Below are 24,274 nucleotides of genomic sequence, written 5' to 3' on the forward strand. Positions count from 1 at the left end.
GGAAACCGAATGACTGTCGAGATGTTCCGAATGCCGGCGGTTGCCGGCGCGTGCGGAACACACCCTCCAACGATCTCTTCTGCAGGGGTGTAGCTGGTGGATTCCGCATCCAGACCCGCGGAGCGCCGCGCGCTTCGCATTCCGCTGCGTTCTTCTTCCGTATCGCTCGATGCAGACCTGAGCCTGCCCGCGTCGTGCAGCGGAATCGTGCTGTTCGCGCATGGCAGCGGCAGCAGCCGCCTGAGCCCGCGCAACCGCCAGGTTGCCGAAAACCTCAACGCGGCAAAGCTGGCCACTTTGCTCGTCGACCTGCTGACGCCCGACGAAGAAGCCGAGGACGATCGCACGCGCGAACTGCGCTTCGATATTGCGATGCTGGCCGACCGGCTGGTGGGCCTGACCGATTGGCTGCTCAGCAATGAGCAAACCGCCGGCTTGAGAATCGGCTACTTCGGTGCGAGTACCGGTGCCGGTGCCGCGCTGGCGGCGGCGGCGCAGCGGTCCGACGCAGTCGATGCGGTCGTCTCTCGCGGCGGCCGGCCAGACCTGGCAGGCGCGGCGCTGGAGCGCGTGCGTGCGCCCACGCTGCTGATCGTCGGCGGCAACGACGGTCCGGTGATCGACATGAACTGGCGGGCCATGGCGGCGATGCATTGCGAGAAGCGCCTCACCATCGTGCCGGGCGCAACGCACTTGTTCGAAGAGCCCGACGCGCTTGGCGCAGTTTCCACATTGGCCCGCGACTGGTTCAAAAGCCATCTCAACCAACCCAGGAGCAATGCGAAATGAGCAGCAAGTCACCGGGGCACCAAAAATGGCCCGACCACAAGGTGCGCGAAGAACCGGTTCAACAGGCAATGGAGGTCGAGGTCGCAGGCACCATCGTCGCCACTTCGAGCAACGTCATCAAGGTTGTCGAAGACAAATCCCCGGTGCGCTATTACTTTCCGCGCGCCGACGTCCGCATGGAAAAGCTGAAGCGCTCGCAGACGACCACCGAATGCCCGTTCAAGGGGCACGCGAGCTACTACAGCCTGAACCTGGGCGAGCGGCAACTCGACGACGCGGTGTGGACGTACGAAGACCCGTACCAGGAGCACCTGGCGCTGAAAGAGTACATGGCGTTCTATGACGACAAGTACCCGGAGATCCACGTTCGTGCGAAGGGTTGACGAACAGCACCGCGCCCACATGCCGCAACATTTGCCGCACAACTCACAATGGCGCCGAACGCGCCCGAAGACCGCATCAGCGGTTGTTGTTCAACACCACGAGCTTCGAAAGGCCGAACAGGTTGACCGGATCGGCGCTCAGCACCTGCCAGTCGTGCGTGAGTATCTGTTCGTCGTACTTGAAGTCGGAGCGAAACCCCACGTGCTCGGCCGCCGAGCGAACGGCGCGCTCCAGGAGCCACCACAGCTTGCTGCCGCTGAAATGATTCAGCACCACAATGTTTCCGCCCGGCTTGCACACGCGCCGTATCTCGCGCACGAGCTCGGCCGGTCGGGGCGTTACCGAGAGCACATAGGGCACGGTCACGCAGTCGAAAGTGCCATCGGCAAAACGCATGCGCTCGGCGTTCATGTGTTCGATGGCAATGTTGTGCTGTGGCAGGTGGGCCGCGCGCTCGCGCGCGCGTTCGAGCATATCGTGCGAAAGATCGATGCCCACGATCTTGCATTCGGCCGGATACCCGGCCAGCGCCAGCCCCGTGCCAACACCCACTTCGAGCAGCGATGCCGGCTGCAGCGTGCGAACAACCTGCGCCATGCGTTTGCGCCCGGGCTCCAGCACCTGGCCGAACAAGGTGTCGTACAGCGGCGCGAGCCGGTCATAGGTGCGTGCAACGCCAGCCTCGGACACCGGTGCTTGGGGTTGCGTGCGGTCGTTGGTGCGCGTCGCGCCATGGTCACCGGGGCGGGCTCTGCTTTCCGTCATCGTTTGTGTTCCAGGGTCGGGCGGAGGGCCGCCGGGTTGGGCATTGGGAGTACACGGCAAGCCGGGTGCCTGGTGCGTGCGGAGGGCTTCGAGTGCATGCGGGTTGCCTCAGCGTCACGGGGCGCCGCTTATCACGGCAAGAGAAACTCACTGCATGCCGAGGATTTATCGACGACCCAGAATATCAACAAACACGAGCCGCCTGCTTCATCTCCCCGTTCTCGCAAGGGCCACGAAGGCCACATGTACGCAAACACTTGCACATGCTTTCAATTCGAAGGAACGAAGACGTGAATCTTTTCCTTGCTACCCACCTCGCCCGGTACGCATTCAATACGACGAAGGGCCCCCGCAGATGAACGAGAGATTCGAGGCGCTCGCCGACACAACCTTGCTGGGCCTGCCGGCGCGCGACGTGGCGCTGGCAATTGCAGCCGCTCTTGCGGCCTATCTCGCCATGCGGCTGGTGCTGCGCTATGTGATCGGCCGCACGCGCCAGCTTGCACAGCGCACGAGCAATCATGTCGACGACATGGTGGTCGACGTGCTTGGCAGTACCAACCGCGTGTTCCTGCTGCTTGCCGCATTGCTCGTCGGCGTGGGCATGCTCGACCTGTCCGAACGCTGGAACCAGCGCGTCGAGCAACTGTGGTTCATTGCGCTTGCGTTGCAAATCGGACTCTGGTTCACCAAGGCCATCAGCCTTGGGCTCCGCCGCTACGAGGAGCGCCATAGCTCGTCCGGCATGACGCAGGTCAGTGCGTCGGCGGTGCTCCTGTCGTGGTCGCTTCGCACATTGCTTTGGGCCGTGGTGCTCCTGGCGGTGTTGTCCAACCTGGGCGTCAATATCACTGCGTTCGTGGCCAGCCTCGGCGTCGGCGGCATTGCCATCGCCCTGGCGGTGCAGAACATTCTTGGCGACCTGTTCGCATCGCTTTCGATTGCAGTCGACAAACCCTTCGAAGTGGGCGACGCCATCGGCATTGGCGACCTGTCTGGCACGGTGCAGCATATCGGCCTGAAGACCACGCGCTTGCGCAGCCTCACCGGCGAGCAGATCGTCATCAGCAACACCGACCTGCTCAAGCAGGTGGTGAAGAACTATCGCCGCATGGACGAGCGCCGCATTGCGTTCAAGTTTGGCATGAGCTACCGCAGCGACCCGGAAAAGCTGGAGGCTGTTCCCGGCATCGTGAAGCGGCTGATCGAGTCGCGGCCCAAGCTGCGGTTGGATCGCGTGCACTTCCAGGCCTTCGGCGAAAGCTCGCTCGATTTCGAAGTGGTCTACTTTGTGACGACGCCGGACTATGGCCTCTACATGGACGAGCAGCAGCGCCTCAACCTGCAGATGATGCGGGAGTTCGACGCCCTGGGACTGGAGTTCGCACTACCGGCGCGCAGCGTGTACGTCACGTCCGACGGCGGCAATTCCGCTGAGGCCGGGCAACGGGGTCCCCGCATCGACGATGCTCCTCAAGCCCCGCGCGCCGCCAAGCACTAGAGCCTGTGGCTACGGGCCGTCTTCCGATGCGCCGGGAGCCTCACCAAGCTGACGGGCCGCGCAAGCCAGCAGATCGGCCGGGTGCAGCATTGCGGCGCGCGCCTTTCGGGCGGTGTCGTACTGATACAGCGCCGCGCGCAGCCTCGGCTCTGTCATGAGCGCTTGCCACACAGCAGCCAGAGAGTCGGGCGGTGGCGCCTGAGCGCCCGCAAGAAGCCGGTGCGCAAATTCGAGGCTCGCGGGCTCGGCCATCAGCACGGCCTTGCTTGCCGCACTCAACATGGGCGGGCGCGCTTCAGGGGCTGCCGAGCAGCAATAGATCACGTGCGGCGGCAATGAATCGCCATCGGGCAAGAGCCTTCGCAGCGATGCGCCATGAATGCGCGCGGGGCCGTCCGCGGATGCAAAGGCATAGGTCTCTTCGGCGCTTGCCTCGGCCAGCCGGCGCAAGCCGCGCAGCAGACGCGAGAAGTCGGCCGTTGCAGCAGCGGGAGAAGCCTTGATCTCCGCGAGAAGAACAAGCTCGGCGGCCTCGCCCGCAGGGCCGCAAACAATGGCTGCGTCCCATTCTTCTTTCGCCTTGTTCGCTTCGCCCGGAAAAGCAGGCGGGTTCCGAAGGCTGCGCACCACGCGATAGCTGGCCCTGCCCTTGTTGTGCCGGTTCAGCAGATCCGCGATCTTGGCGAGCGCACGGGTGCTTGTTTCTTCGGCCGCTTCGCCCCGGCGCGCCGACGCACGACCCTTCAGGAGAGCAGCGTCGCTGCCGGCCGCCGGGCCCTGCCTTTCACCAAGCGCCTGGTACCGCTGCACGGCCTCCAGGTGCAGCAACTCGTTGCCGCGCGCCAAGCGGTCGAGCGAAGGGTTGGACAGAATTGCTCGCAGCGCCGGTTGAAAACTTTTCAGTTCAAGGAGTTTCCGGTCGAGCAAATTCGCGATGGCCGGCGCGAGCTCTTCCCACAAGTCCCCTGCCGCCAGGTCGTGCAGCTGCGCCAGCGCATCGCGCACCTCGCCCCCCGGCATGCGGCGCAACTTGCCCGGATGGGCAATGGCATTTATCGCGGCCCTGACCGCGCGCTGATCGGCTTCGCGCTGCCGCCACAGCTGTGCGTGCTCGTTGACCGCCGCATCCTGCGCCTGCATCACCAGCGCCTGGAAGGCCGGGTCCCCGCCTTCGGGCACCAGGGCCTTCTGGATCAGGCGTGCCAGCGCTTGGGTAAACAACAACCGCACCTCAACCGGCGGCGGCATACCGCGCTCTTCACTCGAGATGCGGGCGGCCTCGATTGCAAAGGCCAGCGCCGCATCGGTGCCGCTTGCCGTCGCCGCTTCGGCATCGGCGGGCAAAGGCGGCATGCGGTACCTGCGCGGTGCGTTGCGCAGGGTGGTCAGAAGAAGGGTATCGGGGTACTGCAATTCAGTCCAGGTTGAAGCGCGTCAAGGTGGAGCATCGCACGCCAGGCCCAGGCATGCGGATTGCCATGGTTCCGGCATGATGAAGAACACAGAACAGTGGCACCGCAAGCTCGATGAGCGGGCGGCCGAACTCGAGTCGGAGCTGAGGACCGCCAAGGCCGATGAAGCCGAGGCGCCCACCCGAACGCCGCACGTGCAAGTGCCGGACACGGTCGATGCCGCCGAAGAGCGGCTGCGCGGCGCGCTGCGAAATGCGGAAATGGACCGTGACGTTTCCGAGCTGCGGGACATCGAGGCTGCGCGGGAGCGCCTGCGCACCGGTGAATTCGGAACCTGTGTGGATTGCGGGACGGAGATTCCGGTGGAAAGGCTCGACGCACTGCCCGCATCCGCCCGCTGCGTCGAATGCCAGCAACTGTACGAGCGCACGCACCCGATCGAGATCCGCCTGCCACCGGCGCTTTGAACCGAAGGCTGCGCCGCCACCGCCCGCTCAATGGAGGCAAGGCGAAAGCACCCAGGCTGCAAACCATTGCGATGCCACCACGAGCGTGAAGAGCGCACCCACCCCGGTTGCCGCAGCGGCCATGAAGCGCCGCCGCGCGGCAGGCACTGCGGCGTCGCTGTCCAGGCTGTGCTCACTGCGAGGCATTGAGCCAAGGCGATGCCATTCGTGCGCCGACAGCAGCGTCGGCACAAGGCAGCCCAACAATGCCGCCACGCTCAGTGCGTGCAACAGCAACACGTTCTGCAGGTCGCATGCGCCGGGAACGGCGGCATACGCCAGCGTCTGGTAGAGCAGCGCAAAGGCGGGAACCACCAACAGCGCAAGCCATGTCTTGGAGCCCCTGAAAATTGCCATGGACAGGCCTCATTGAAGGCGTGGCACACCATAGACGACCGCATAGATCGGAAGCCAGGAAAACACCACGAAGTACCAGTACAGCGCGTTCTCGCTCACGTCTGCAAACCGCTGGCCTTCCATCGGACCGGTGAAGAGCAGCACCCCCAGCACCGCGGTGTCGTAGGTGTCTGTGAGCAGGTGAACCGTGTGCAGGCCAAGCAGCATCCACACGATGGAACCGTAGGCATTGCTGTCCCAGCGGGTATGCAGGGCGCCAAACTCGAAGCCGCGCACCACCAGGAAGGCCACCGAGAACGCAAGGCCTGTCATCAGCCAACGGCGTGTCCGCAACAGGTCGCACGCTTCGGCTGCCCGCTTGGCCTTGTGGTTCGGCCAGGTGCTGGCCAGCAGGATGAGCGTATTGACGGTGCCCCACAGCAGCTGCGGCGGGGGCGCTCCAATCGGCCATGCGTCGGACTGGCTGCGCAGGTACAGGTAAGAGCCGATGGCAAGCGCGAAGAGGGTTCCCTCGATCGCGATCAGCCCGAAGGTTCCCCACCACATCAGGCTGCGGTGGCCGAAGGCATAGCTCGGCAGGCCCGAGACGTCGAGTTCGCGCCGGGTCATTGCCATGGCTTGCGCTCCAGGCTCAGGTGCACCGAGGTTTCTGCACGCTGGGGCCAGAACCACGCCGTGAGGGCAATGGCAATTGGAATGCTGCCCCACACAACCGCCCAGGGCGTGAAGATCGAACCGATGAAGAGCGCTGTCACGGCCACCGCGCTCACAAACGGCCAGATGGTGGGATCGGGAAAATTCACGCGCAGATCGGGCCGGGCGTCGAGCACCGTGGTGGCGAGCAGTTCGCGCGTATCGGCCGCCAGCCCGCCCACATGCGTGAAGGCGGGCCGCGCGCCGTCGGCCTCCGTACGCGGAGGCTCCCACAGCGGCTCGCGGCCATGCACCACAGGTATCGCATGAAAGTTGCACGGCGGCGGCGGAGACTCGGTAGCCCATTCGAGCGTGCCCGCGCCCCACGGGTTGGCACCCGCGGGCGCGCCGTGCCGCAGGCTGCGCACCGCATTGACGATGAAGAGCAGCACGGCCGCGGCAATGGTCAACGCGCCAATGGTCGCAACCATGTTCATGGTGTCCCAGCCAAGCCCCGCCTGGTAGGTGTAGACGCGGCGCGGCATGCCCTTCAGGCCGAGCAGGTGCATCGGAAAGAAGGCCACGTTGAAGCCGGTGAAGAAGAGCCAGAAGTTCCAGCGCCCGAGGCGCTCGCTCATGAGCCGCCCCGTGATCTTGGGGTACCAGTAGTAGAAGGCGCCGAACAGCGGAAACACCGCGCCGCCTATCAGCACGTAATGCAGGTGCGCCACCACAAAGTAGCTGTCGTGCACCTGCAGGTCCAGCGGCACCGAGGCCAGCATGATGCCGGTCATGCCGCCCAGCACAAGAATGAAGAAGAAACCCAGCACGAAGAGAAGCGGTGTCTTGAAGTCGAGCTTGCCGCTCCATAGCGTGGCAAGCCAGCAGAAAATCTGCACCGCCGATGGAATGGCGATCAGCATGCTCGCTGCGGTGAAAAAGCTCTTGCCGAGTTCGGGCAGGTTGACCGCGAACATGTGGTGCACCCACAGCCCGAAGGCCAGGAAGGCGGTGGCAATGAGCGACAGCACCATGGCCGTGTAGCCGAAGATCGGCCGCCGCGCAAAGGTGGGGATGATGGCCGAGAGAAACCCGAGCCCGGGCAAGAAGATGAGGTACACCTCCGGGTGGCCGAAAAACCAGAACAGGTGCTGCCACAGCACCACGTCGCCGCCTTCGGCCGGGTTGAAGAAGTGCGAGCCGACCAGCCGGTCCATGATGAGCATGGTGCTTGCCAGCATGACCGAGGGCATGGCAAACAGCACCATGAAGGCCGTGACCAGCATGGCCCACACAAACAGCGGAATGCGGTTGAGCGTCATGCCCGGTGCGCGCAGCTTGAACACCGTGGTGATCACCACAATGGCCTCGAGCAGCGCCGAAAGTTCGGTGAAGGTGATCATCTGGGCCCAGAAGTCCGCGCGCTTGCCGGGCGAATAGTCCGGCCCCGCCAGCGGCACATACGAGAACCAGCCCACGTCGGGCCCGGCACCGAGCACAAAGACCACGTAGAGCATCACGCCGCCAAACAGGAAGATCCAGTAGGCGAAGGCGTTCAGCCGCGGAAACGCGATGCTGCGCGTGCCCAGCATCAGCGGCACGAGGTATACGGCCACGGCCTGCATCACCGGCACGGCAAAGAGAAACATCATTGTCGAGCCGTGCATCGTGAACAGCTGGTTGTAGAGATCGGGCCCCACCAGCTTTGAACCGGGGCGCGCGAGCTGCAGCCGCATGACCAGCGCAAGCAGCCCGCCCGCCAGGAAAAAGAAGAAGGTGGTGGCGATGAAGCGGCGCGCAATCGACTTGTGGTTGACCGCGGCGAGCCAGCCGAGCAGCCCCGGCGGATCGCTCCAGGTGGCGTCCAGCGCGGCGGCTTCGCGCGAGCCCGGGCCGGGGCCGTCTTTCAGGCGCGAAGCGGGGGCGTCGCCGGGCGGGTTCATGGCGTGCGCGTTTTGCATGTGGTGCAACTCAACGCAGGGTTTGCAAATAGCCGACCAGCGCGTCCATTTCTTCGGGCGCGAGCTTGGTGGCCGGCATGTAGGTGCCGGGTTTCGTCTGCTGCGGGTCGGCGATCCAGCGCTTCAGGTCTTCGGGGGTGTTGGGTAGCGCACCCGCTGCCAGGGTGCCGCGGCTGGCCACGTGGGTCAGGTTGGGGCCGCGCACGGCCTGGGCCGCGGTGCCATCGATGGCGTGGCACATGGCGCAGCTCGAGCGCATGAATATCTCGCGGCCGCGCACCGGCTGCTCGCTCGTGGGCTCGCTTGCCGTGCGGCGCTGTGCGGCCGCCCATGCTGCGTAGCGCTCCGGCGGATCGGCCACCACGAAGAAGGCCATCAGCGCGTGCTGCGATCCGCAGAACTCCGCGCATTGCCCGCGATAGATGCCGTCGCGGTCGGCGCGAAAGTGCATGGTGGCGGTGCGGCCCGGAAGCAGGTCCTTCTTGCCTGCAAGGCTCGGCAGCCAGAAGCTGTGAATCACGTCGTCTGCCTTGAGCGTCACGATCACGGGGCGGCCCGTCGGCACGTGGATTTCGTTGGCGGTCACAAAGCTGTCGGCCACGTTGGGCTCCACGTAGCGCACTTCCCACCACCATTGATGGGCCGTCACATCGAGCCGCAGCGCACCTTCGGTGGAAAGCCTTGCAAGCGCGCGGTCGGTGAAGATGCTGGCCGCAATGAGTGCGAGCAGCAGCAATGTGGAGGCGGCCACGGCGGCAATCACGCTGCGCCGCTTGCCGGGCTCGGGCCGCATCAGTGCGGACAGGTCTGGCGAGCTCTGTGCATTGGCGCGCGGCGCACGCAGCAGCGCAAGAAGCAAGGCCGCCAGCACGGCCGCGAAGACCACCGTGCACACTGCCAGTGTCAGCAGCCACAGCTCGCGCACATGCGCGGCCTGCGGGCCGAAGGGGGCGAGCACGTCGTGCAGCGCTTGCATCATTTGGCTCCCGGCCGGGCGGGTTCGCGGTCGCGCGCCGCTTCCGGCTCGTTGGCTTGCAGGCTGTCGGCGCGGCCCGGCGCAACGTCCTTTCGCAACTGCCCGCTCATGGAGCGCACATACGCGGTGAGCTGCCACACCTGGTCTTCGCTCAGGTGCCCGCCGAAAGAAGGCATGCCATTGGGCCGCCCCTGCATGATGGTGCTGAAGATCTGCGCCGGCTCGCTGCCATAGCGCCACTGATCGTCCATGAGTGCAGGCCCCATGCCGCCGCCACCCTGCGCGTGGCAGCCGCCGCAGTTGTACCAGCGGTACAGCCGCTTGCCCTGTGCCACGTTGTAGGCGTTGCCTTCGTAGCCTTCGCCGTTGCCTGCCGGCATGCGCACCGGATCGTCGCGCGTTTCGGCGGGTTGCAGGGTGCTGGTTCTCGGTGTCTCCGGGCGCGGACTCGAGCGGTTGTCGGGCGGGGTTTGAAAGCGGCGCATCTCGCGCTCGCAGGCACACAGCGCCAGCGCCGCAAAGAGCGCGAGCGCCGCGATGCGCAAGGCCGATCCAGCCGTTGCCATCATGGCTTCTCCACACTGGCAAGCGGCAGGCGCGGCACCGCATAGGCATCCAGGATGCTGCCGATGTCGGCAGCACGCCGTGCCAGAAAATCGTCGAGGCGCGCTTTCATGGCGCGGTCGCCCTTGCGCACGCCCATTGCAATCGAAAAGCTGAAGGGCAGGTCCGGGTCGGCCGGTGCGGCTGCCTGCGTGATATGCAGCGCAGGCACTGCGCGGGCTGCAAAGTAGCCTGCCTGCGGCCCCCAGACCACCGCGGCGTCGAGTTCGCCGCGAGCCACGGCGTCCACCATGCGCTGGGCAGGCGGCCCGTCGCCGAACACGGTAAAGCCGACCACGTTGCGCACCGCCTCGTGCCGCGCGAGCACATGTCCGGGCGGTGTGGCGGCCAGGTCGTTGCCGACCAGCTTCACGCCGATGCGCAGCGATGGCAGGCGGGCGTCGTCGAAGGAACGCAGGGCACCGCTTCTTGCCGCGCCGGTTTCGTTCTGGACGAACACATAGCTCGAGCGGTAGTAGGCCTTGGTGGTCAGCACGCGTTCGTCGCCCGCGGGCACGCCGATGATCAAGTCGCAACCGTCGGCGCCGAGGGTCTTGCGCACGAAGCCGCGCCGGTCGGGCAGCCACTGGTAATGCAGCGGCAACTGCAGGTCGTCGGCCAGGAGGCGCGCAATCCGGTTTTCGAATCCGCTCTGGTCCTCGCGCGAGTAGGGCAGGTTGTCGGGCTCGGCGCAAACGCGCAGCGCCGCCGGCTGCACGGCGCCGGCCTTCTCTTGCGCGCGGGCAAGAGGCATTGCGCCGAGCAGCATGAGCAGGGCCGTGAATGCGGCGCGAGAGAAATCAATCGGGCAGCTTGAAGACATACAGCTTGCCGCCTTTGCGCGTTGCCGCGGACAGGTCTTTCATTGCGTTGGCAAAGCCCAGTGCCGCTGTGCCGTCGCGTGCGTCCAGGTCGCCCGCCACCACGGCGCCGGCCCAGCCGCCAACGCCCGACAACACGGCCACGTATTGCTTGCCGTCGGGTCCGCGGTAGGACACGGGTTGCCCGATGATTCCGGACTCGGTCTTGTACTGCCACAGCAGGGCGCCGGTTCGCGCATCGAGTGCCTTGAACCAGCCGTCCATCGTGCCGTAGAACACCACGTCGCCCGCGGTCGCGAGTGCGCCGCTCCAGACCGGGAAGTTTTCGTCCTTCGACCATGCAGCCTTGCCGGCAACCGGGTCCCACGCGGTGAACCGGCCGCGATGGCCGCCGGGCCCGGAGTACATGCGCGTCTCGGCGCCCACGTAGGGTGTGCCCGCGATATAGCTCACCTGGTAGGGCTGGCTGTCCTGGCACAGGTTCTGGTGCGGGATGTAGACGAGCCGCGTGCGCGGCGACCAGGCCGAAGGCTGCCAGTCCTTGGCGCCGGGCGAGGCAGGGCAGATCCCGCGCACGATCCGGCCCACCTTCGGCTCCTTGGCGGGGTCGTAGCGCAGGCGCCCCGTCTTCAGGTCCACGCCGAAAGAGGTGGTCACCTCCACGAAAGGCTGGGCGGACAGCACCTCGCCGCTGGTGCGGTCCATCAGGTACACGTGGCCGTTGCGATCGGGGTGGACCAGCACCTTGCGCGGCTTGCCGCCTATCTCCGCATCCATCAGGATGTTTTCGTTCACGCCGTCGTAGTCGTGCAGGTCGTGCGGGCTGAACTGGTAGAACCAGACCGCCTCGCCGGTGTCGGGCCGGCGTGCGAAGAGCCCTGCGGTCCAGCGGTTGTCGCCGGGTCGCTGCTCGGGGTTCCACGGGCCCGGATTGCCGGTGCCGTAGTAGATGAGGTCCAGCTCGGGGTCGTACGAGATCCAGCCCCACGCATTGCCGCCGCCGATCTTCCAGGCCTCGGGCGGCCACGAGCTCACGCCCAGGTCCTTGCCACGGTCTTGCGCATAGAAGGGCTTGAACTGCGCGCCTATCAGCACGTCGCGGTCCGGCCCCGTGCTCCACGCGCGCCACACGGTCTTGCCGGTGGCCGCATCCAGGGCGACGAGCCAGCCCCGCACGCCGAATTCGCCGCCGCTGTTGCCCACCAGCACCTTGCCCTTGACCACCAGCGGCGCCATCGTCATGGTTTCGCCAAGGCGGATGTCGCCGAGCTTCACGCGCCACAGTTCGGCGCCGCTCGCCGCATCGACTGCAATCGTCTGGTTGTCGAGCGTGTTGAAGAACACGCGCCCGTCGGCATAGGCTGCGCCGCGGTTCACCTGGTCGCAGCACGCAACGCCTTGCGAGCCTGCGTCGGGCCGGGGCTCGAACTTCCACTTGAGCGGCGCGCCCGGCTTGGCGAGGTCGAGCGCAAACAGCACGTTGGGGTAGGGGCCGACGATGTACATGGTGCCGCCCACCACCAGCGGCGCTGCTTCATGTCCGCGCACCACGCCGGTGGAGAAGGTGAACGCCGGCTGCAGCCTGGCAACGTTGGCGCTCGTGATTTCTGCGAGTGGGCCGAAGCGCGTGCTCGCGTGGTCTCGCGCAGGCATCGTCCATTCGCCCTCGCCGGGTGGCGGCGCATCCGCCGGAGCGGCGGGCTGTGCAAGCGCGAACGCGCCCGGCAAAAGGCTGCCTGCCAAGAGGCTTGCCCATCGCACGCTTCGCTTCTGTGTGTGGTTATGGCTTCGCATCGATTGCCGGTCCGACATGGGGGCCCCAGCAACATAGCAAGGCAAGGCCCGCAGGCTGTAGGGCGGCAAGCCGACAGGCTATCGGCAGCTATTGATGAGCGGGACGCGTCAGGCGCGCGCCGGCTCGCCCCGCAGCAGCCGTGCAGCCGCCGCAAGCGCCACCGCCAGGTAGGCAAGGCCCGCGGGTACCCACATGATCAGCCCGCCGAGCCGCTGGTCTTCGAGCAGGTCGAAGCCCAGCGCGGGCGTGCCCGCTGCATAGATGGGGTACCAGGGCACGGTCGAAAACGTCAGCAGCGCGCCAAGGGCTCCGGTATGCACCATGGTCGTGAAGAGATACAGCATCGAGCCGCCGTGGCCCGCGCGCGAAGCACCGCCCAGCGGCGGCCACCAGAACAGCAGCGCGGTGACAAGAAAGCTTGTGTGCTGCAGGCTGTGCACACCCGGGCTGCGCAGCGCCGCCTCGAAGAGCGGCGGCAAGTGCCAGGCCCACAGCGCAATGCCGTGCAGGGCCCAGGCAACCGGCGCATGGGTCAGCACGCTCCAGGTTCCGGCCACCGCGGGCAGGTGCACGAGGCGGCTCGTCCGCGAACGCCACCTATCCGGCAGCGCCCAGGTCCACACAGCGAGCGGTTGGCCCATGACCAGCAGCGGCGCGGCCACGATCATGAGCACCTCGTGCTGGACCATGTGGGCAGAAAAAAGAAAGCCGCCAAGTGCGTCGAGCGGCGACACGAGCGCCAGCACCAGCGCAAGCCAGCCGGTGCCGAAAGAAGCGGCGCGCGCCTTGCCGACTCCGCGGCCCGCACCGGCCTTGCGCCACAGCCGCAGCAGGCCGGCCACATACAGCGCAAGGCTGATGGCCAGGCAGGCGAGAACCCATGGCTCGAGGCTCCATCCGATCGCGGGTGCGGCCGATGTCGCTTCGGGCGAATGCGCACTTGCAATGGGCACATTCAAAAGCAGAAGCAGCGGCGCGGCGCACGACGATCGCGCGCTCGCGCGCTTTCCGTTTGCAGGCGACGGCACCGTTGTTCGCATCTGCGTAGTCTGGGCCAAATTCGCAGGTGCTGCTTTGTTTCCCAGCCGCGCCGTGCCGCAAAAAAAGCGGCGTCCCGCAAAGGACGCCGCCTCATGCTTCAGGAAGCGCGATGCGAACTCATCAATAGTCCATGCCGCCCGGGGGCATGGCGGGTGCCTTTTCCACGGGCTTGGGCAGCTCCGCCACGGTGGCGTCTGTCGTGAGGATCAGGCCCGCGATCGATGCCGCGTTCTGCAGCGCGGTGCGCGTGACCTTGTTGGGGTCGACCACGCCGATCTGCACCAGGTCGCCGTACTCGCCGGTCGACGCGTCGTAGCCGTAGTTGCCCTTGCCCTCGAGCACCTTGGAGACGACCACCGACGGTTCCAAGCCCGCGTTGGACACGATGGCACGCAGCGGCGCCTCGAGCGCGCGCAGCGCGATGCGAATGCCCGCGTCCTGGTCGGCGTTGGCGCCTTTGAGTGCGGCAACGGCCGCCCGCGCGCGCAGCAGCGCCACGCCGCCGCCGGGCACGATGCCTTCCTCGACGGCGGCCCGCGTGGCGTGCAGCGCATCGTCGACGCGGTCTTTCTTCTCCTTCATCTCGACCTCGGTCGCGGCACCCACGCGAATCACCGCCACGCCGCCCGCGAGCTTGGCCACGCGCTCCTGCAGCTTCTCGCGGTCGTAGTCGCTGGTCGCCTGCTCGATCTGCGCCTGGATCGACTTCACGCGCGCATCGATGCGCGCCTGGTCGCCCGCGCCGTCGATGATGATGGTGTTTTCCTTCTGCACCTCGATGCGCTTGGCGCGGCCCAGGTCTTCGAGCGTTGCCTTGTCGAGCTGCTTGCCGGTTTCTTCGGAAATCACCGTGGCGCCGGTGAGCACCGCAATGTCTTCGAGCATCGCCTTGCGGCGGTCGCCGAAGCCCGGCGCCTTGACGGCCGCCACCTTCAGCACCCCGCGCATGGAGTTGACCACCAGCGTGGCAAGCGCTTCGCCCTCGACCTCTTCGGCCACGATCAGGAGCGGCTTGCCCGCCTTTGCCGCGGCTTCGAGCACGGGCAGCAGTTCGCGGATGTTCGAGATTTTCTTGTCGTGCAGCAGCACCAGTGGATCATCGAGGTGCGCGACCTGCTTCTCGGGGTCGTTGATGAAATAGGGGCTCAGGTAGCCGCGGTCGAACTGCATGCCCTCGACCACGTCCAGCTCGTTCTCGAGCGACTTTCCGTCTTCCACCGTGATCACGCCTTCCTTGCCGACCTTGTCCATTGCGTCGGCAATGATCTTGCCGATGGCTTCGTCGGAGTTGGCCGAAAGCGCGGCCACCTGCGCGATTTCCTTGCCGGTGGAGATGGGCTTGGAGAGCTTGCGCAGCTCTTCGAGCACCGCGGCGGTGGCCTTGTCGATGCCGCGCTTCAGGTCCATCGGGTTCATGCCCGAGGCCACGTGCTTCATGCCCTCTTGCACGATGGCCTGCGCGAGCACGGTGGCGGTGGTGGTGCCGTCACCCGCCACGTCGGCCGTCTTGGAGGCCACCTGCTTCACGATCTGCGCGCCCATGTTCTCGAACTTGTCGGCAAGCTCGATCTCCTTGGCCACCGACACGCCGTCTTTCGTGATGGTGGGAGCGCCGAAGCTGCGTTCGAGCAGCACGTTGCGTCCCTTGGGCCCGAGCGTGACTTTCACCGCATCGGCAAGGATGTTGACGCCCGCGACGATGCGCTGGCGGGCGTTGTCGTGGAACCTGACCTCTTTGGCAGTCATTTTGTCATCACTCCTTTCACAACGGGTTTCCGGACACCATCAGGCGACGCGCTTCAGGCCGCCGCGTTCGCTGGTGTCGACAACCGCGAGCACGTCGTCCTCGCGCATCACCAGCAGTTCCTCGTCTTCGACCTTGACCGTCTGCCCCGCGTACTTGGCAAAGAGCACCTGGTCGCCCGCCTTCAGGTGCAAGGGGCGCAGGGTGCCGTCCGCAAGCAGCTTCCCTTGGCCCACCGAGAGCACCTCGCCCTGTTCGGGCTTCTCCGCGGCCGAGTCGGGAATCACGATGCCGGAAGCCGTCTTGCGCTGCTGTTCGATTCGCTTGACGATCACCCGGTCGTACAGAGGATGAAGTTTCATGTTCAATCTCCTAAGCGATACAGGTCATCAAAAAAGTTGAACCGGCGCCGAGAAACGCCGGCGCGCGAGAGCTATGGGCTGGCCGCAAAGGCTTCAAGAGGTTGCGCCGCAAATTTTTTTGTGACGATGTTTTTCAGCCGCCGTTCCGCAGGATGCGATCGGCGCGGCCCAGCCGGTATACGGTGCGGCGCGCAGCGTGGCCGCCATGCAGGGGCTGGGGCATGACGGGGCAGGGCAGGGGGCGGCCGCCGCTCTCGTCGAGCGTGTCGTCGCCGTCGTCTTGCACTTCGGCCCAGATGCCGCGCTTGCGCGGCCTGAAGAGCCAGCGCAGGTAGCCGCGGTGGGCGGCAAGCCGCATCAGCTCTTCGCGATCGGGCGCGTCGGCCATGAGGTGCGCGCTATCGCTTTCGTCGTCTTCGTAGTAGCCGAAAGCGCGGCGGCCGTCGCTCACTTCGGTTGCGGGCGCACCAAGCCGCCACCATGCCGGCCGCTCCAGCCGCTCGACGTCCCAGGCGCCGAGCTGCCATGCGGCCTCGAGCAGCGACTGCTCGAGCGCATCGAATGCATCGAGCACGCCCTGGGGCAGGTCGAACTGCGCCATCGACTGCGGCACCGGCCGCGCCGGCAATTCGAGGCCCGGCAGCCGCAGCGGCGTCTGCCGGAAGAAGCCGTGCCAGTGCAGCGACAGCAACGCAGGCGCTTCTTCGCGGGCCACGGCAGTCACGGTGACCGCATAGAGCGGCAAGCGCATCGCGTCGGACTGGTCGGCAACGGTTTCGAGAATGTTCATCAAGAGACCTCCAATGCAACGAAAAAAATCTAGAACAAGCCGGCGTGGGCTGCAAGCGGCAAACGCCGCAGCCGCGCTTTTGAATGCTCTTGAAAATAAAACCAGGCGGCTCAAAATGGCGGCTCGGAAGCCACGCGCCTCCGTTTTCTTCGCTCTCATTCCTTGTTCATTCATTTCCTTGCGAGGAGACTGTCTTGACGATGAAGATCGCGCAGATCGCCCCCCTCTATGAAGCCGTTCCGCCGCGGCTTTACGGCGGCACCGAACGGGTTGTCGCTCACCTGGCCAATGCGCTGGTCGACCAGGGCCACGAGGTCACCCTGTTCGCTTCGGCCGATACCCAGACACGGGCCGAGCTCGCTCCCATGCGCGCGCAGGCCCTGCGCCTGGACCCCGCGCCGCTCAAGTCGGACCTGGCCAGCCACCTGAGCATGCTTCACGAAGTGAGGCGGCGGGCGCACCAGTTCGACGTGCTGCATTTCCACGTCGACCTGATGCACTTTCCGTTCTTCGACGACATGGCCGGGCGCACGCTCACCACGCTGCATGGCCGGCTCGACATTGCAGACTTGCCGGGTGCGTACATGCGCTGGAACCGGTATCCACTGGTCTCCATCTCGCGCCACCAGCGCAGGCCCATGCCCTTTGCCAACTGGTTTGCAACCATTCCCCACGGGCTCGACGAAACGCCTTACGCATTCCAGCCCAAGCCTGACGGATACCTGGCCTTTCTTGGGCGCATCTCTCCGGAAAAACGGCCCGACCGCGCTATCGAGATCGCAAGGAAGGCCGGGCTCCCGCTCAAGATTGCGGCCAAGGTCGATGCAGCGGATGCGAGTTACTTTGCGCAAAAGATCAAGCCCATGCTCGACGACCCGTTGGTCGAATACATCGGCGAGATCGGCGATGCGGACAAGGCGAGGTTTCTTGGCGGTGCACGGGCGCTGCTCTTTCCTATCGACTGGCCGGAGCCCTTTGGCCTCGTGATGATCGAGGCCATGGCTTGCGGCACGCCGGTGATCGGATGGCGCTGCGGCTCGGTGCCCGAAGTGATAGAGCATGGCGTGAGCGGGCTCATCGTCGAAGACGAGTCGCAGGCGGTGGAGGCAGTGCACGCCATTGGCAAGCTCGACCGTCACCGCGTGCGCCAGGCGTTCGAAAGCAGGTTCTCCGCGCACGCGATGGCCAGTGCCTATGTGGAGCAATACAAGCGGCTGATCGGTGGCGGGGTGCTGCCGCCGCAAGATCATGTCTATCACGAGGTGGCCTGAGCGATGAGCGTCGAAGCGCCTGCTGTCGAACAAGCCGAGCCGGCAACCGAGCGCGCGGTGCAGCACGCGTTCGTGCTCAAGGAGGGCGACACTTATTTTGTGATGGACGGCCACGGCGACGTGGGCGGCGGCGTGGACGGTCTCTTTCATGACGACACGCGCATGCTGTCGGCATTCGTGCTGCGGCTCGACGGCGCACGGCCGTCGCTGTTGTCCAGCGGGGTCAGCCAGGACAACGTCTTCTTCACCGCCAATCTCACCAACCGGCCCTTGCCGGTGCTCGGATCGACATCGATGCCGCAGGGCGTGATTCATCTGGAGCGCAAGCGCTTTCTGTGGAACGCGCGGCTGTTCGAGCGCATCCGGCTCGTCAACTACAGCGACCAGCCCGCGCAGGCGCCGCTCGCGTTGCAGTTCGGCGCGGACTTTCGGGACATGTTCGAAGTGCGCGGCCAGCAGCGCGCGCGGCGTGGCGACATCGGCGCACCGGAGGTGGGCGCGCAAGGCGTGGTGCTGCGCTACCAGGGGCTCGACTCGGTCACGCGGCTCGCGTGCATCGATTTTTCGCAAGCGCCGCAGCGCCTTGATGCAGGTACCGCAGAATTCACCGTGCCTCTTGCGGCGCATGGCGAGTGGACGCTGTACATGGAGGTGGGCACGGAACCCGGGGTGCCCGATGCAGTGCGGTTCCGAGAAGCCGGCGTGCTAGCGCGGTGGCGCATGCGCGCACGCCAGCGCCGCGGTTCGCGCCTGCAGGCGTCGGGGCGCTTGTTCCAGGCGTGGCTCGACCGCTCGCGCGCCGACCTTGCGCTGCTCACCACCGACCTGCCCACGGGGCCGTATCCGTATGCGGGCATTCCATGGTTCTCCACGCCCTTCGGCCGGGACGCCATCGTGACGGCTTTCCAGACGCTGTGGATCGATCCGAGGCTCGCGCAGGGCGTGCTCGAATTTCTTGCGGCGCGGCAGGCGCACCAGACCTCGAGCTTTCGCGATGCCGAGCCCGGGAAAATCATGCACGAGACCCGCAAGGGCGAAATGGCCGCGGTAGACGAGCTGCCCTTCGGCCAGTACTACGGCGGGGTCGACACCACGCCGCTTTTCGTGGCCTTGGCAGGTGCCTATGCGCGGCGCACCGCCGACCGCGCCACCATCGCGCACATCTGGCCCGCGCTGTGCGCCGCTTGCGAGTGGATGGAGCGCAACATGGCACGCCACCCGCACGGCCTGCTGGCCTACCAGCGCGGTGAAGCGAGCGGCCTTGCCAACCAGGGGTGGAAAGACAGCCACGACTCGATCTTCCACGCCGACGGCCGCACGCCCGAAGGGCCGATTGCACTTGTAGAGGTGCAGGGCTATGTCTATGCGGCTTTCCTAGCGATGGCCTCGATGGCGGAGTGGCAGGGCGACTCCGGCGCCAGCCGTTGGCGGCAACGTGCGGAGGCCATGCGCGAAGCGGTCGAAAGCCGCTTCTGGCTCGAAGACCTGAAGTTCTACGCGCTTGCCATCGACGGCGCCAACCAGCCGTGCCGCGTGCGTTCCTCCAATGCGGGGCATCTGCTCTTCACGGGCCTGCCGGTCGAAGAGCGGGCTCTGTCGGTTGGCCATCAGTTGCTGTCGTCCGCATTCGCATCGGGCTGGGGCATTCGCACCTTGCCAACGGAGGCTGTGCGCTTCAACCCGATGTCGTATCACAACGGCTCGGTGTGGCCGCACGATGTGGCGTTGTGCGCGGCGGGGCTTGCGCACTACGGCGAGCGAGACGGCGTGGTGCGCATCCTGGACAACCTGTTCGAGACGGCCTCGCACTTCGGCATGCGCCTGCCCGAACTCTTCTGCGGATTCGACCGCCAGCCCGGCCAGTCACCCGTTGCCTACCCCGTGGCATGCCTGCCGCAGGCGTGGGCGGCGGGGTCTGTGTTCATGCTGCTGCAGGCTTGCCTGGGCCTGCATGTGGACGGCATCCAGCGCGAGGTGAGGATCGTGCAACCGCACCTGCCGGCGGACATCGACCAGCTGCATGTGCAGGGGCTGCATGTTGGGAGTGCGCGGGTGGACCTGCACTTCCAGCGCCTGGAAGAGCGCATCGTGGTGGTCGCGCAATCGGCGCCCGGAACGCCCAGGGTCGACGTGAACCTGCAGCTCTAGCGGCGCGGCGCGCAGCGTGACATTTCTGAACACGCCGCGCCGCGCGCGTGACACGGATTGTCATGTGCGAGAAGTTTTGCGGGCAATCGGGCCGCCGTGCGAAGCGATCCGCCTGCACGGCGAGTAGGAAAGGGTTCAATCGCGGATTGGGCATGCATGTTGCGGTAGCAAGGTTTAACAAAACCTCAATACAACATGCATCAACCGGCCAGCGAAGACAACAACCTCCCCGACAACACCCTCGACAACTCCCTGGACCGCCGCATGTTCTGCATGGGCGCGATGAGTCTCGCCGCCCTCGGAACCGCCGCTTGCGGCGGAGGAGGAGGCGGCAGCGGAGCGGGCAGCGTCGGCCTGCTTGGCGGTGCGACGCAGGGCACCGCTGGTGCGGCACCCGGGTCCGCAACGGGCTCCGGCTCCGAAGACGTGCCGGCGCCAGCACCCTCGCCCGCGCGAGCGAAGCCGTTCGTTCACCCCGGCCTGCTGCACACCGAGGCCGACTTCGAGCGCATGCGTCTCAAGGTCGCGGCCAACGCACAGCCCTGGCTCGCCGGATGGAATGCGCTCACATCCAACGGCCGCTCGCAGCTCGGTGCCACGCCGCGGCCGCTGGCCACCGTGATTCGGGGGGACGTCCCGGGCCAGAACTTCGCGCAGTTCTACATCGACGTCGCGCGCGCCTATCAGTTGGCGCTGCGCTGGAAGGTTTCGCAGGACACGCGCTATGCCGACTTGGCGATCAGGTTCCTCAACGAGTGGTCGTCCACGTTGACGGCGATCGAGGGCAACGCCGACCGCTTTCTTGCGGCTGGCATCTACGGCCAGCAGTTCGCGAATGCGGCCGAGATCATGCGCACCTATCCGGGCTGGGCCGCAAGTGACTTCGCGCGTTTCCAGAACATGATGCTGACGGTGTTCTATCCGCTCAACCACAGCTTTCTTGTCAACCACAACGACTCGGAGATCACCAACTACTGGGCCAACTGGGACCAGTGCACGATTGGCGCCATCCTGGCCATCGGCGTGCTGTGCGACCGGCGCGACATCTACGACGAGGCCATCGACTACTACCGCAACGGTGCGGGCAACGGGGCCGGCCTGCAAGCGGTCTATCACGTGCATGCTGGCTATCTGGGCCAATGGCAGGAAAGCGGCCGCGACCAGGGCCACTGCACATTGGGCATCGGGCTTGCGGGCGCGTTCTGCGAAATGGCATGGAACCAGGGCGACGACATCTACGGCTATGAGAACAACCGCTTCCTGGCCGGTGCCGAGTACGTCGCCAAGTCCAATCTGCGCGACGGCGCGGGCAATTTCTACACCGTGCCCTTCATCACCAACGTGAACCGGCAGGGAACGCAGTCGGTGCTGGCGACGGGTGGGCAGGGGCATCGGCGCGGCATCTGGGAGAGCGTGTACAACCATTATGCAAACCGCCTCGGCATTGCCACGCCCTACACCGCGCTGCAGGCCGAGCAGATGCGCCCGGAAACGGACGGCAGCAACGGCGACCAGCTCGGCTTCGGAACCCTGACCTTCACGCGCGATCCGCTCACGGCGCTCGTGCGGCCGAGCGGGCTCACTGCGCGGGTGCGCGCATCGCAAGTGGAGTTGTCGTGGTGGGGCAGCACCGGTGCGCTGAGCTACGCGGTCAGGCGCGCCTCCACCGCGGGCGGGCCCTACAGCACCACCGTGGCTTCAGGCATTACCGACACGCTGACCTTCACGGACGCCACGGGCGTCGCGGGAGAGGTGTACTACTACGCCGTGGTTGCCGTGAACGCAGGCGGAGAGAGCGAGCCATCCGCCGAAGCCCGGGCCGCCCTCAAGCCCGAGCTGCTGATGCACCTCAGGTTCGACGAAGCGCAAGGAAACTCCGCCGCCGATGCGACAGGCCGGTTCGCCGCCAGCGAACTTGCCGGTGGCGCGGCCTGGACTGCGGGCCGCAACGCAGCAGGGGCGATCGCCCTGGGTGGCACGGGCGCCCACATCAACCTGCCCGCGGGGCTGGTGAAGGACACGGCCGACTTCTCGATCGCATGTTGGGTGTACGTGGACAGCCTCTCGACGTGGTCGCGCGTCTTCGACTTCGGCTCCGGCACGCGCCGCTACATGATGCTCACGCCGCGCAGCAATGCCGGCACCGTGCGCTACGCGATCTCCAGGGTTCACGGCTACAACGAGCAGGTGATCGAAGGCACATCGCCATTGCCGACCGGGCGCTGGGTGCATGTGGCGGTGACCTTGGCCGGCACGCTCGGCACGCTGTATGTCGACGGCGCGGCGGTGGGCGGCAACGCGCAGATGACGCTGGCGCCCTTCGACCTGGGAGAGACCACGCAGAACTTTCTCGGGCGCTCCCAGTATCCGAACGATCCGGCGCTGCGCGCCCAACTGGACGATTTCCGCGTCTATCAGGGCGCGCTGGGCGCCGCGGAAATCGCGGCGCTGCTCTAGCCCCCGGCTTTGAAGCCGGGCGCCTGGCTCATTTCCGAAGGCTTGTAGATCTTGTGCTGCGCGGTGGGCCCGCCGGCGTCTGCCACCACCAGCAGGCGCCAGAGCGGCTCGCGTGCGGAGCAGGCGTTTTCTTCGGGCGTGAGGTGGAAGTTGGGCGTTGCGGTGGAGGTGCCCTTCACGGTCACCCTGAGCAGGGTTGCGCCTTTCGCATTCGACACCTCGATGTCGTAGCCCAGCTTCTGGCTGGTCACGTCCTCGGCGTTGTAGCCGTAGCCCTTGAAGTGGCCCATGACATACGCCATGGCGGCAGCCTGGACCTCTTCTGCCGAAGCCGGCTTGGCCGCCTCGGGCTCCGCTTCCACAGCCGCGGGAACGCCGCCTCGCGCCTTGGCGGCCTGCATGTCGGCTTCATCGGGAACCCAGCCGCGCGGGCCGCGCACCAGCACCGCCAGCAGCTGCTCGGGCTCCCAGCTTGCAACGTGCCATTCGGAGTCGTCGCGCACGCGCGTGGACACCTTCGCGTTCTTGTTGCTCTCCAGTTCGGCAATGGCGATGCGGTTGGTCTGCACGACGGCCCGGAAGCCCTGGCCCGCATCGAAGGTGCGCTTCAGCAATGCGAGGCGATCCTTGGCACGCTGTACCTGGTTGGGCGTTCGCGCGCCGCCGCCCGGGCGATGCTGCGTATCGAGCGATTCGAGATAGAACCAGCGCCCGCTCGCGCCGACGTTCACGTACTCCGCCCAGATGGTGGCAATGACGTTGTCGCCCGTTGCCATCCAGGCGTACTCGAACGGCTTGTCGCGCGCGTCGAACACGCCCATCTTGGCGACGATTTCGACCGGACTGAGCCGTGGTCCTGACAGTCGCATCTCGTCGATGACGGCGAGTACACGGGGGTCGACTTCCTTGTCCATTCAGCGGGCTTCTGGCGAGTTTGGGGGGTGGGAGTATGCCGCATCATCCCCGCCGCACAAGTCAGCCTGTGTTACCGCGCGCCCGAATGCCGCCGGACAGGCGCTGGGCCAGCTTCTGCTCGCGAAAGGCCTCGGTCACAAAATCGACAAACGCGCGCGTCTTGCCCGGCAGCAGCTTCTGGCTGGCAAAGTACAGCGAGAGCGGCCCAAGGTCGCAATGCCAGTCGGGCAACAGCCGCTCCAACGCGCCGCTGTGCAGGTGGGGCGCGGCATGCGGCACGGCGATCAGGCCGACGCCCAGGCCCAGCAGTGTTGCGCGGCAGAGCGCATCGGGGTCGTTCACCATCATCACCGGCTTTTGCGTGGCCGCCATCTCGCGCCCCGCGGCGTTGCGCATGACCGGTGTGCGCAAGCGGCCATGCAGCGGCGATCGCATGGACACGGCTGCGAGTTCCGCAAGCCCGGCCGGGTCTTTAGGGCGGCGCTTGCCGCGCAGGAAATCCGGCGCCGCCGCCGCAATCAGGTGGATGCGCCCGAGTTCGCGTGCCACCATGCCGGGCGGCAACTCGAAACCCCCGCCGACAGCCGCATCGAAGCCGCCGGCAATCAGGTCGAGCGGACGGTTGTCGAAGAACCAGTCCGGAACGACGGCCGGATACTTTTCGAGAAAAGCGGGCATCAGCGGCAACAGGTAGTCCATGCCGAAGCCGGGCGCCGCGCTCAGCTTGAGCACCCCGGCCGGCTGGCCGGCATTCACGGTGATGTCGGCGATCGCGCCCTGGATGCTGTCGAGCCCGCCTTGCACCGACTGCAGGAAGCGTTCACCCGCCTCGCTCAACGTAAGGCCGCGCGTGCTGCGCTGGAAGAGGCGCACGCCAAGGTTGCGCTCCAGCTGGGCCACGTTGCGGCTGACTGCCGCCGGCGTGAGCGCCAGCCGGCGCGCAGCCGACGAGAAGCTGCCCGTCTCGGCGCTGCGCACGAAGGATTCGAGGTTGGCGAGGGTTTCCATTCACCTCATTTCAACAAATGCTTGAAAGTAATTCA

22 protein-coding genes are annotated in these 24,274 nt (G+C 66.2%); 7 read left to right on the plus strand and 15 right to left on the minus strand.

The features are described from left to right. Positions 1 to 96 precede the first annotated feature (96 nt). Complete coding sequence (locus QHG62_RS21565; protein WP_281147690.1) at positions 97 to 789, plus strand: dienelactone hydrolase family protein; 693 nt, start codon at positions 97 to 99, stop codon at positions 787 to 789. After that, positions 786 to 1,172, plus strand: coding sequence for a DUF427 domain-containing protein (locus QHG62_RS21570; RefSeq protein ID WP_281147691.1), 387 nt, complete (start codon positions 786 to 788; stop codon positions 1,170 to 1,172). Before QHG62_RS21565 ends, QHG62_RS21570 begins: the two co-directional genes overlap by 4 nt. 76 nt (positions 1,173 to 1,248) lie before the next feature. Here the strand turns inward: QHG62_RS21570 and QHG62_RS21575 are convergent, their stop codons facing one another. Then, on the minus strand, positions 1,249 to 1,938 hold the full coding sequence (locus QHG62_RS21575) for a class I SAM-dependent methyltransferase (protein ID WP_281147692.1): 690 nt from the start codon (positions 1,936 to 1,938) through the stop codon (positions 1,249 to 1,251). A gap of 355 nt (positions 1,939 to 2,293) precedes the next feature. On the opposite strand from QHG62_RS21575, the gene QHG62_RS21580 reads away from it, so the two are divergent. Beyond that, complete coding sequence (locus tag QHG62_RS21580; protein ID WP_281147693.1) at positions 2,294 to 3,439, plus strand: mechanosensitive ion channel family protein; 1,146 nt, start codon at positions 2,294 to 2,296, stop codon at positions 3,437 to 3,439. Positions 3,440 to 3,448: 9 nt separating this feature from the next. On the opposite strand, the gene QHG62_RS21585 is transcribed toward QHG62_RS21580, so the two are convergent. Then, positions 3,449 to 4,852 (minus strand): hypothetical protein, encoded by a 1,404-nt coding sequence (locus QHG62_RS21585; protein ID WP_281147694.1) that lies wholly within the window; start codon positions 4,850 to 4,852, stop codon positions 3,449 to 3,451. Positions 4,853 to 4,928: 76 nt separating this feature from the next. Between QHG62_RS21585 and QHG62_RS21590 the strand changes: the two genes are divergently transcribed. Next, complete coding sequence (locus QHG62_RS21590; protein ID WP_281147695.1) at positions 4,929 to 5,318, plus strand: TraR/DksA family transcriptional regulator; 390 nt, start codon at positions 4,929 to 4,931, stop codon at positions 5,316 to 5,318. 27 nt (positions 5,319 to 5,345) lie between these two features. Here QHG62_RS21590 and QHG62_RS21595 read toward each other — a convergent pair whose 3' ends face one another. From QHG62_RS21595 to QHG62_RS21645, 11 genes are all read right to left on the minus strand, one after another. Beyond that, positions 5,346 to 5,714 carry a hypothetical protein gene (locus tag QHG62_RS21595; protein WP_281147696.1) on the minus strand — a complete coding sequence of 123 codons (369 nt, stop codon included), beginning with the start codon at positions 5,712 to 5,714 and terminating at the stop codon, positions 5,346 to 5,348. 9 nt (positions 5,715 to 5,723) lie between these two features. Then, positions 5,724 to 6,329, minus strand: coding sequence for a cytochrome c oxidase subunit 3 (locus QHG62_RS21600; protein ID WP_281147697.1), 606 nt, complete (start codon positions 6,327 to 6,329; stop codon positions 5,724 to 5,726). Next, positions 6,320 to 8,308 (minus strand): cytochrome c oxidase subunit I, encoded by a 1,989-nt coding sequence (gene ctaD / locus QHG62_RS21605; RefSeq protein WP_281147698.1) that lies wholly within the window; start codon positions 8,306 to 8,308, stop codon positions 6,320 to 6,322. The genes QHG62_RS21600 and ctaD overlap by 10 nt, the downstream gene beginning before the upstream one ends. A gap of 10 nt (positions 8,309 to 8,318) precedes the next feature. Then, complete coding sequence (gene coxB, locus QHG62_RS21610; protein ID WP_281147699.1) at positions 8,319 to 9,287, minus strand: cytochrome c oxidase subunit II; 969 nt, start codon at positions 9,285 to 9,287, stop codon at positions 8,319 to 8,321. Continuing rightward, complete coding sequence (locus QHG62_RS21615) at positions 9,284 to 9,853, minus strand: c-type cytochrome (RefSeq protein ID WP_281147700.1); 570 nt, start codon at positions 9,851 to 9,853, stop codon at positions 9,284 to 9,286. The genes coxB and QHG62_RS21615 overlap by 4 nt, the downstream gene beginning before the upstream one ends. Beyond that, the gene (locus QHG62_RS21620) at positions 9,850 to 10,710 is read right to left on the minus strand and encodes a substrate-binding domain-containing protein (protein WP_281147701.1); all 861 of its coding nucleotides are present in this window, start codon (positions 10,708 to 10,710) and stop codon (positions 9,850 to 9,852) included. Before QHG62_RS21620 ends, QHG62_RS21615 begins: the two co-directional genes overlap by 4 nt. Then, a complete protein-coding gene (locus QHG62_RS21625) occupies positions 10,688 to 12,469 on the minus strand; it encodes a methanol/ethanol family PQQ-dependent dehydrogenase (protein WP_281147702.1) in 1,782 nt (593 codons plus the stop codon). The genes QHG62_RS21620 and QHG62_RS21625 overlap by 23 nt, the downstream gene beginning before the upstream one ends. Positions 12,470 to 12,610: 141 nt before the next feature. Then, complete coding sequence (locus tag QHG62_RS21630; RefSeq protein ID WP_281147703.1) at positions 12,611 to 13,456, minus strand: cytochrome c oxidase assembly protein; 846 nt, start codon at positions 13,454 to 13,456, stop codon at positions 12,611 to 12,613. Positions 13,457 to 13,664: 208 nt separating this feature from the next. Beyond that, the gene (groL, locus tag QHG62_RS21635) at positions 13,665 to 15,290 is read right to left on the minus strand and encodes a chaperonin GroEL (protein WP_281147704.1); all 1,626 of its coding nucleotides are present in this window, start codon (positions 15,288 to 15,290) and stop codon (positions 13,665 to 13,667) included. A 39-nt stretch (positions 15,291 to 15,329) separates the two neighbouring features. Then, complete coding sequence (locus tag QHG62_RS21640; RefSeq protein ID WP_258503849.1) at positions 15,330 to 15,650, minus strand: co-chaperone GroES; 321 nt, start codon at positions 15,648 to 15,650, stop codon at positions 15,330 to 15,332. 133 nt (positions 15,651 to 15,783) lie between these two features. Then, entirely contained in the window at positions 15,784 to 16,440 is a 657-nt protein-coding gene (locus QHG62_RS21645; protein ID WP_281147705.1) for a diguanylate cyclase, read from the minus strand. Between the two features lie 200 nt (positions 16,441 to 16,640). Here QHG62_RS21645 and QHG62_RS21650 point away from each other — a divergent pair, with 200 nt between their 5' ends. The 3 genes from QHG62_RS21650 to QHG62_RS21660 all read left to right on the plus strand — a co-directional run bounded on the left by QHG62_RS21650 (position 16,641) and on the right by QHG62_RS21660 (position 22,316). Beyond that, the gene (locus tag QHG62_RS21650; RefSeq protein WP_281151747.1) at positions 16,641 to 17,711 is read left to right on the plus strand and encodes a glycosyltransferase family 4 protein; all 1,071 of its coding nucleotides are present in this window, start codon (positions 16,641 to 16,643) and stop codon (positions 17,709 to 17,711) included. Between the two features lie 3 nt (positions 17,712 to 17,714). Next, on the plus strand, positions 17,715 to 19,859 hold the full coding sequence (locus QHG62_RS21655; protein WP_281147706.1) for an amylo-alpha-1,6-glucosidase: 2,145 nt from the start codon (positions 17,715 to 17,717) through the stop codon (positions 19,857 to 19,859). A 195-nt stretch (positions 19,860 to 20,054) separates the two neighbouring features. Continuing rightward, positions 20,055 to 22,316, plus strand: coding sequence for a LamG-like jellyroll fold domain-containing protein (locus QHG62_RS21660; protein ID WP_281147707.1), 2,262 nt, complete (start codon positions 20,055 to 20,057; stop codon positions 22,314 to 22,316). On the opposite strand, the gene QHG62_RS21665 is transcribed toward QHG62_RS21660, so the two are convergent. After that, the gene (locus tag QHG62_RS21665) at positions 22,313 to 23,230 is read right to left on the minus strand and encodes a protein NO VEIN domain-containing protein (protein WP_281147708.1); all 918 of its coding nucleotides are present in this window, start codon (positions 23,228 to 23,230) and stop codon (positions 22,313 to 22,315) included. The two genes, QHG62_RS21660 and QHG62_RS21665, sit on opposite strands and share 4 nt — an antisense overlap. A 61-nt stretch (positions 23,231 to 23,291) precedes the next feature. After that, complete coding sequence (locus QHG62_RS21670) at positions 23,292 to 24,239, minus strand: LysR family transcriptional regulator (RefSeq protein WP_281147709.1); 948 nt, start codon at positions 24,237 to 24,239, stop codon at positions 23,292 to 23,294. Between the last annotated feature and the right edge of the window lie 35 nt (positions 24,240 to 24,274).

It is taken from the genome of Variovorax paradoxus (genome assembly GCF_029919115.1).
GTDB classification, from domain to species: Bacteria; Pseudomonadota; Gammaproteobacteria; order Burkholderiales; family Burkholderiaceae_C; genus Variovorax; species Variovorax paradoxus_O.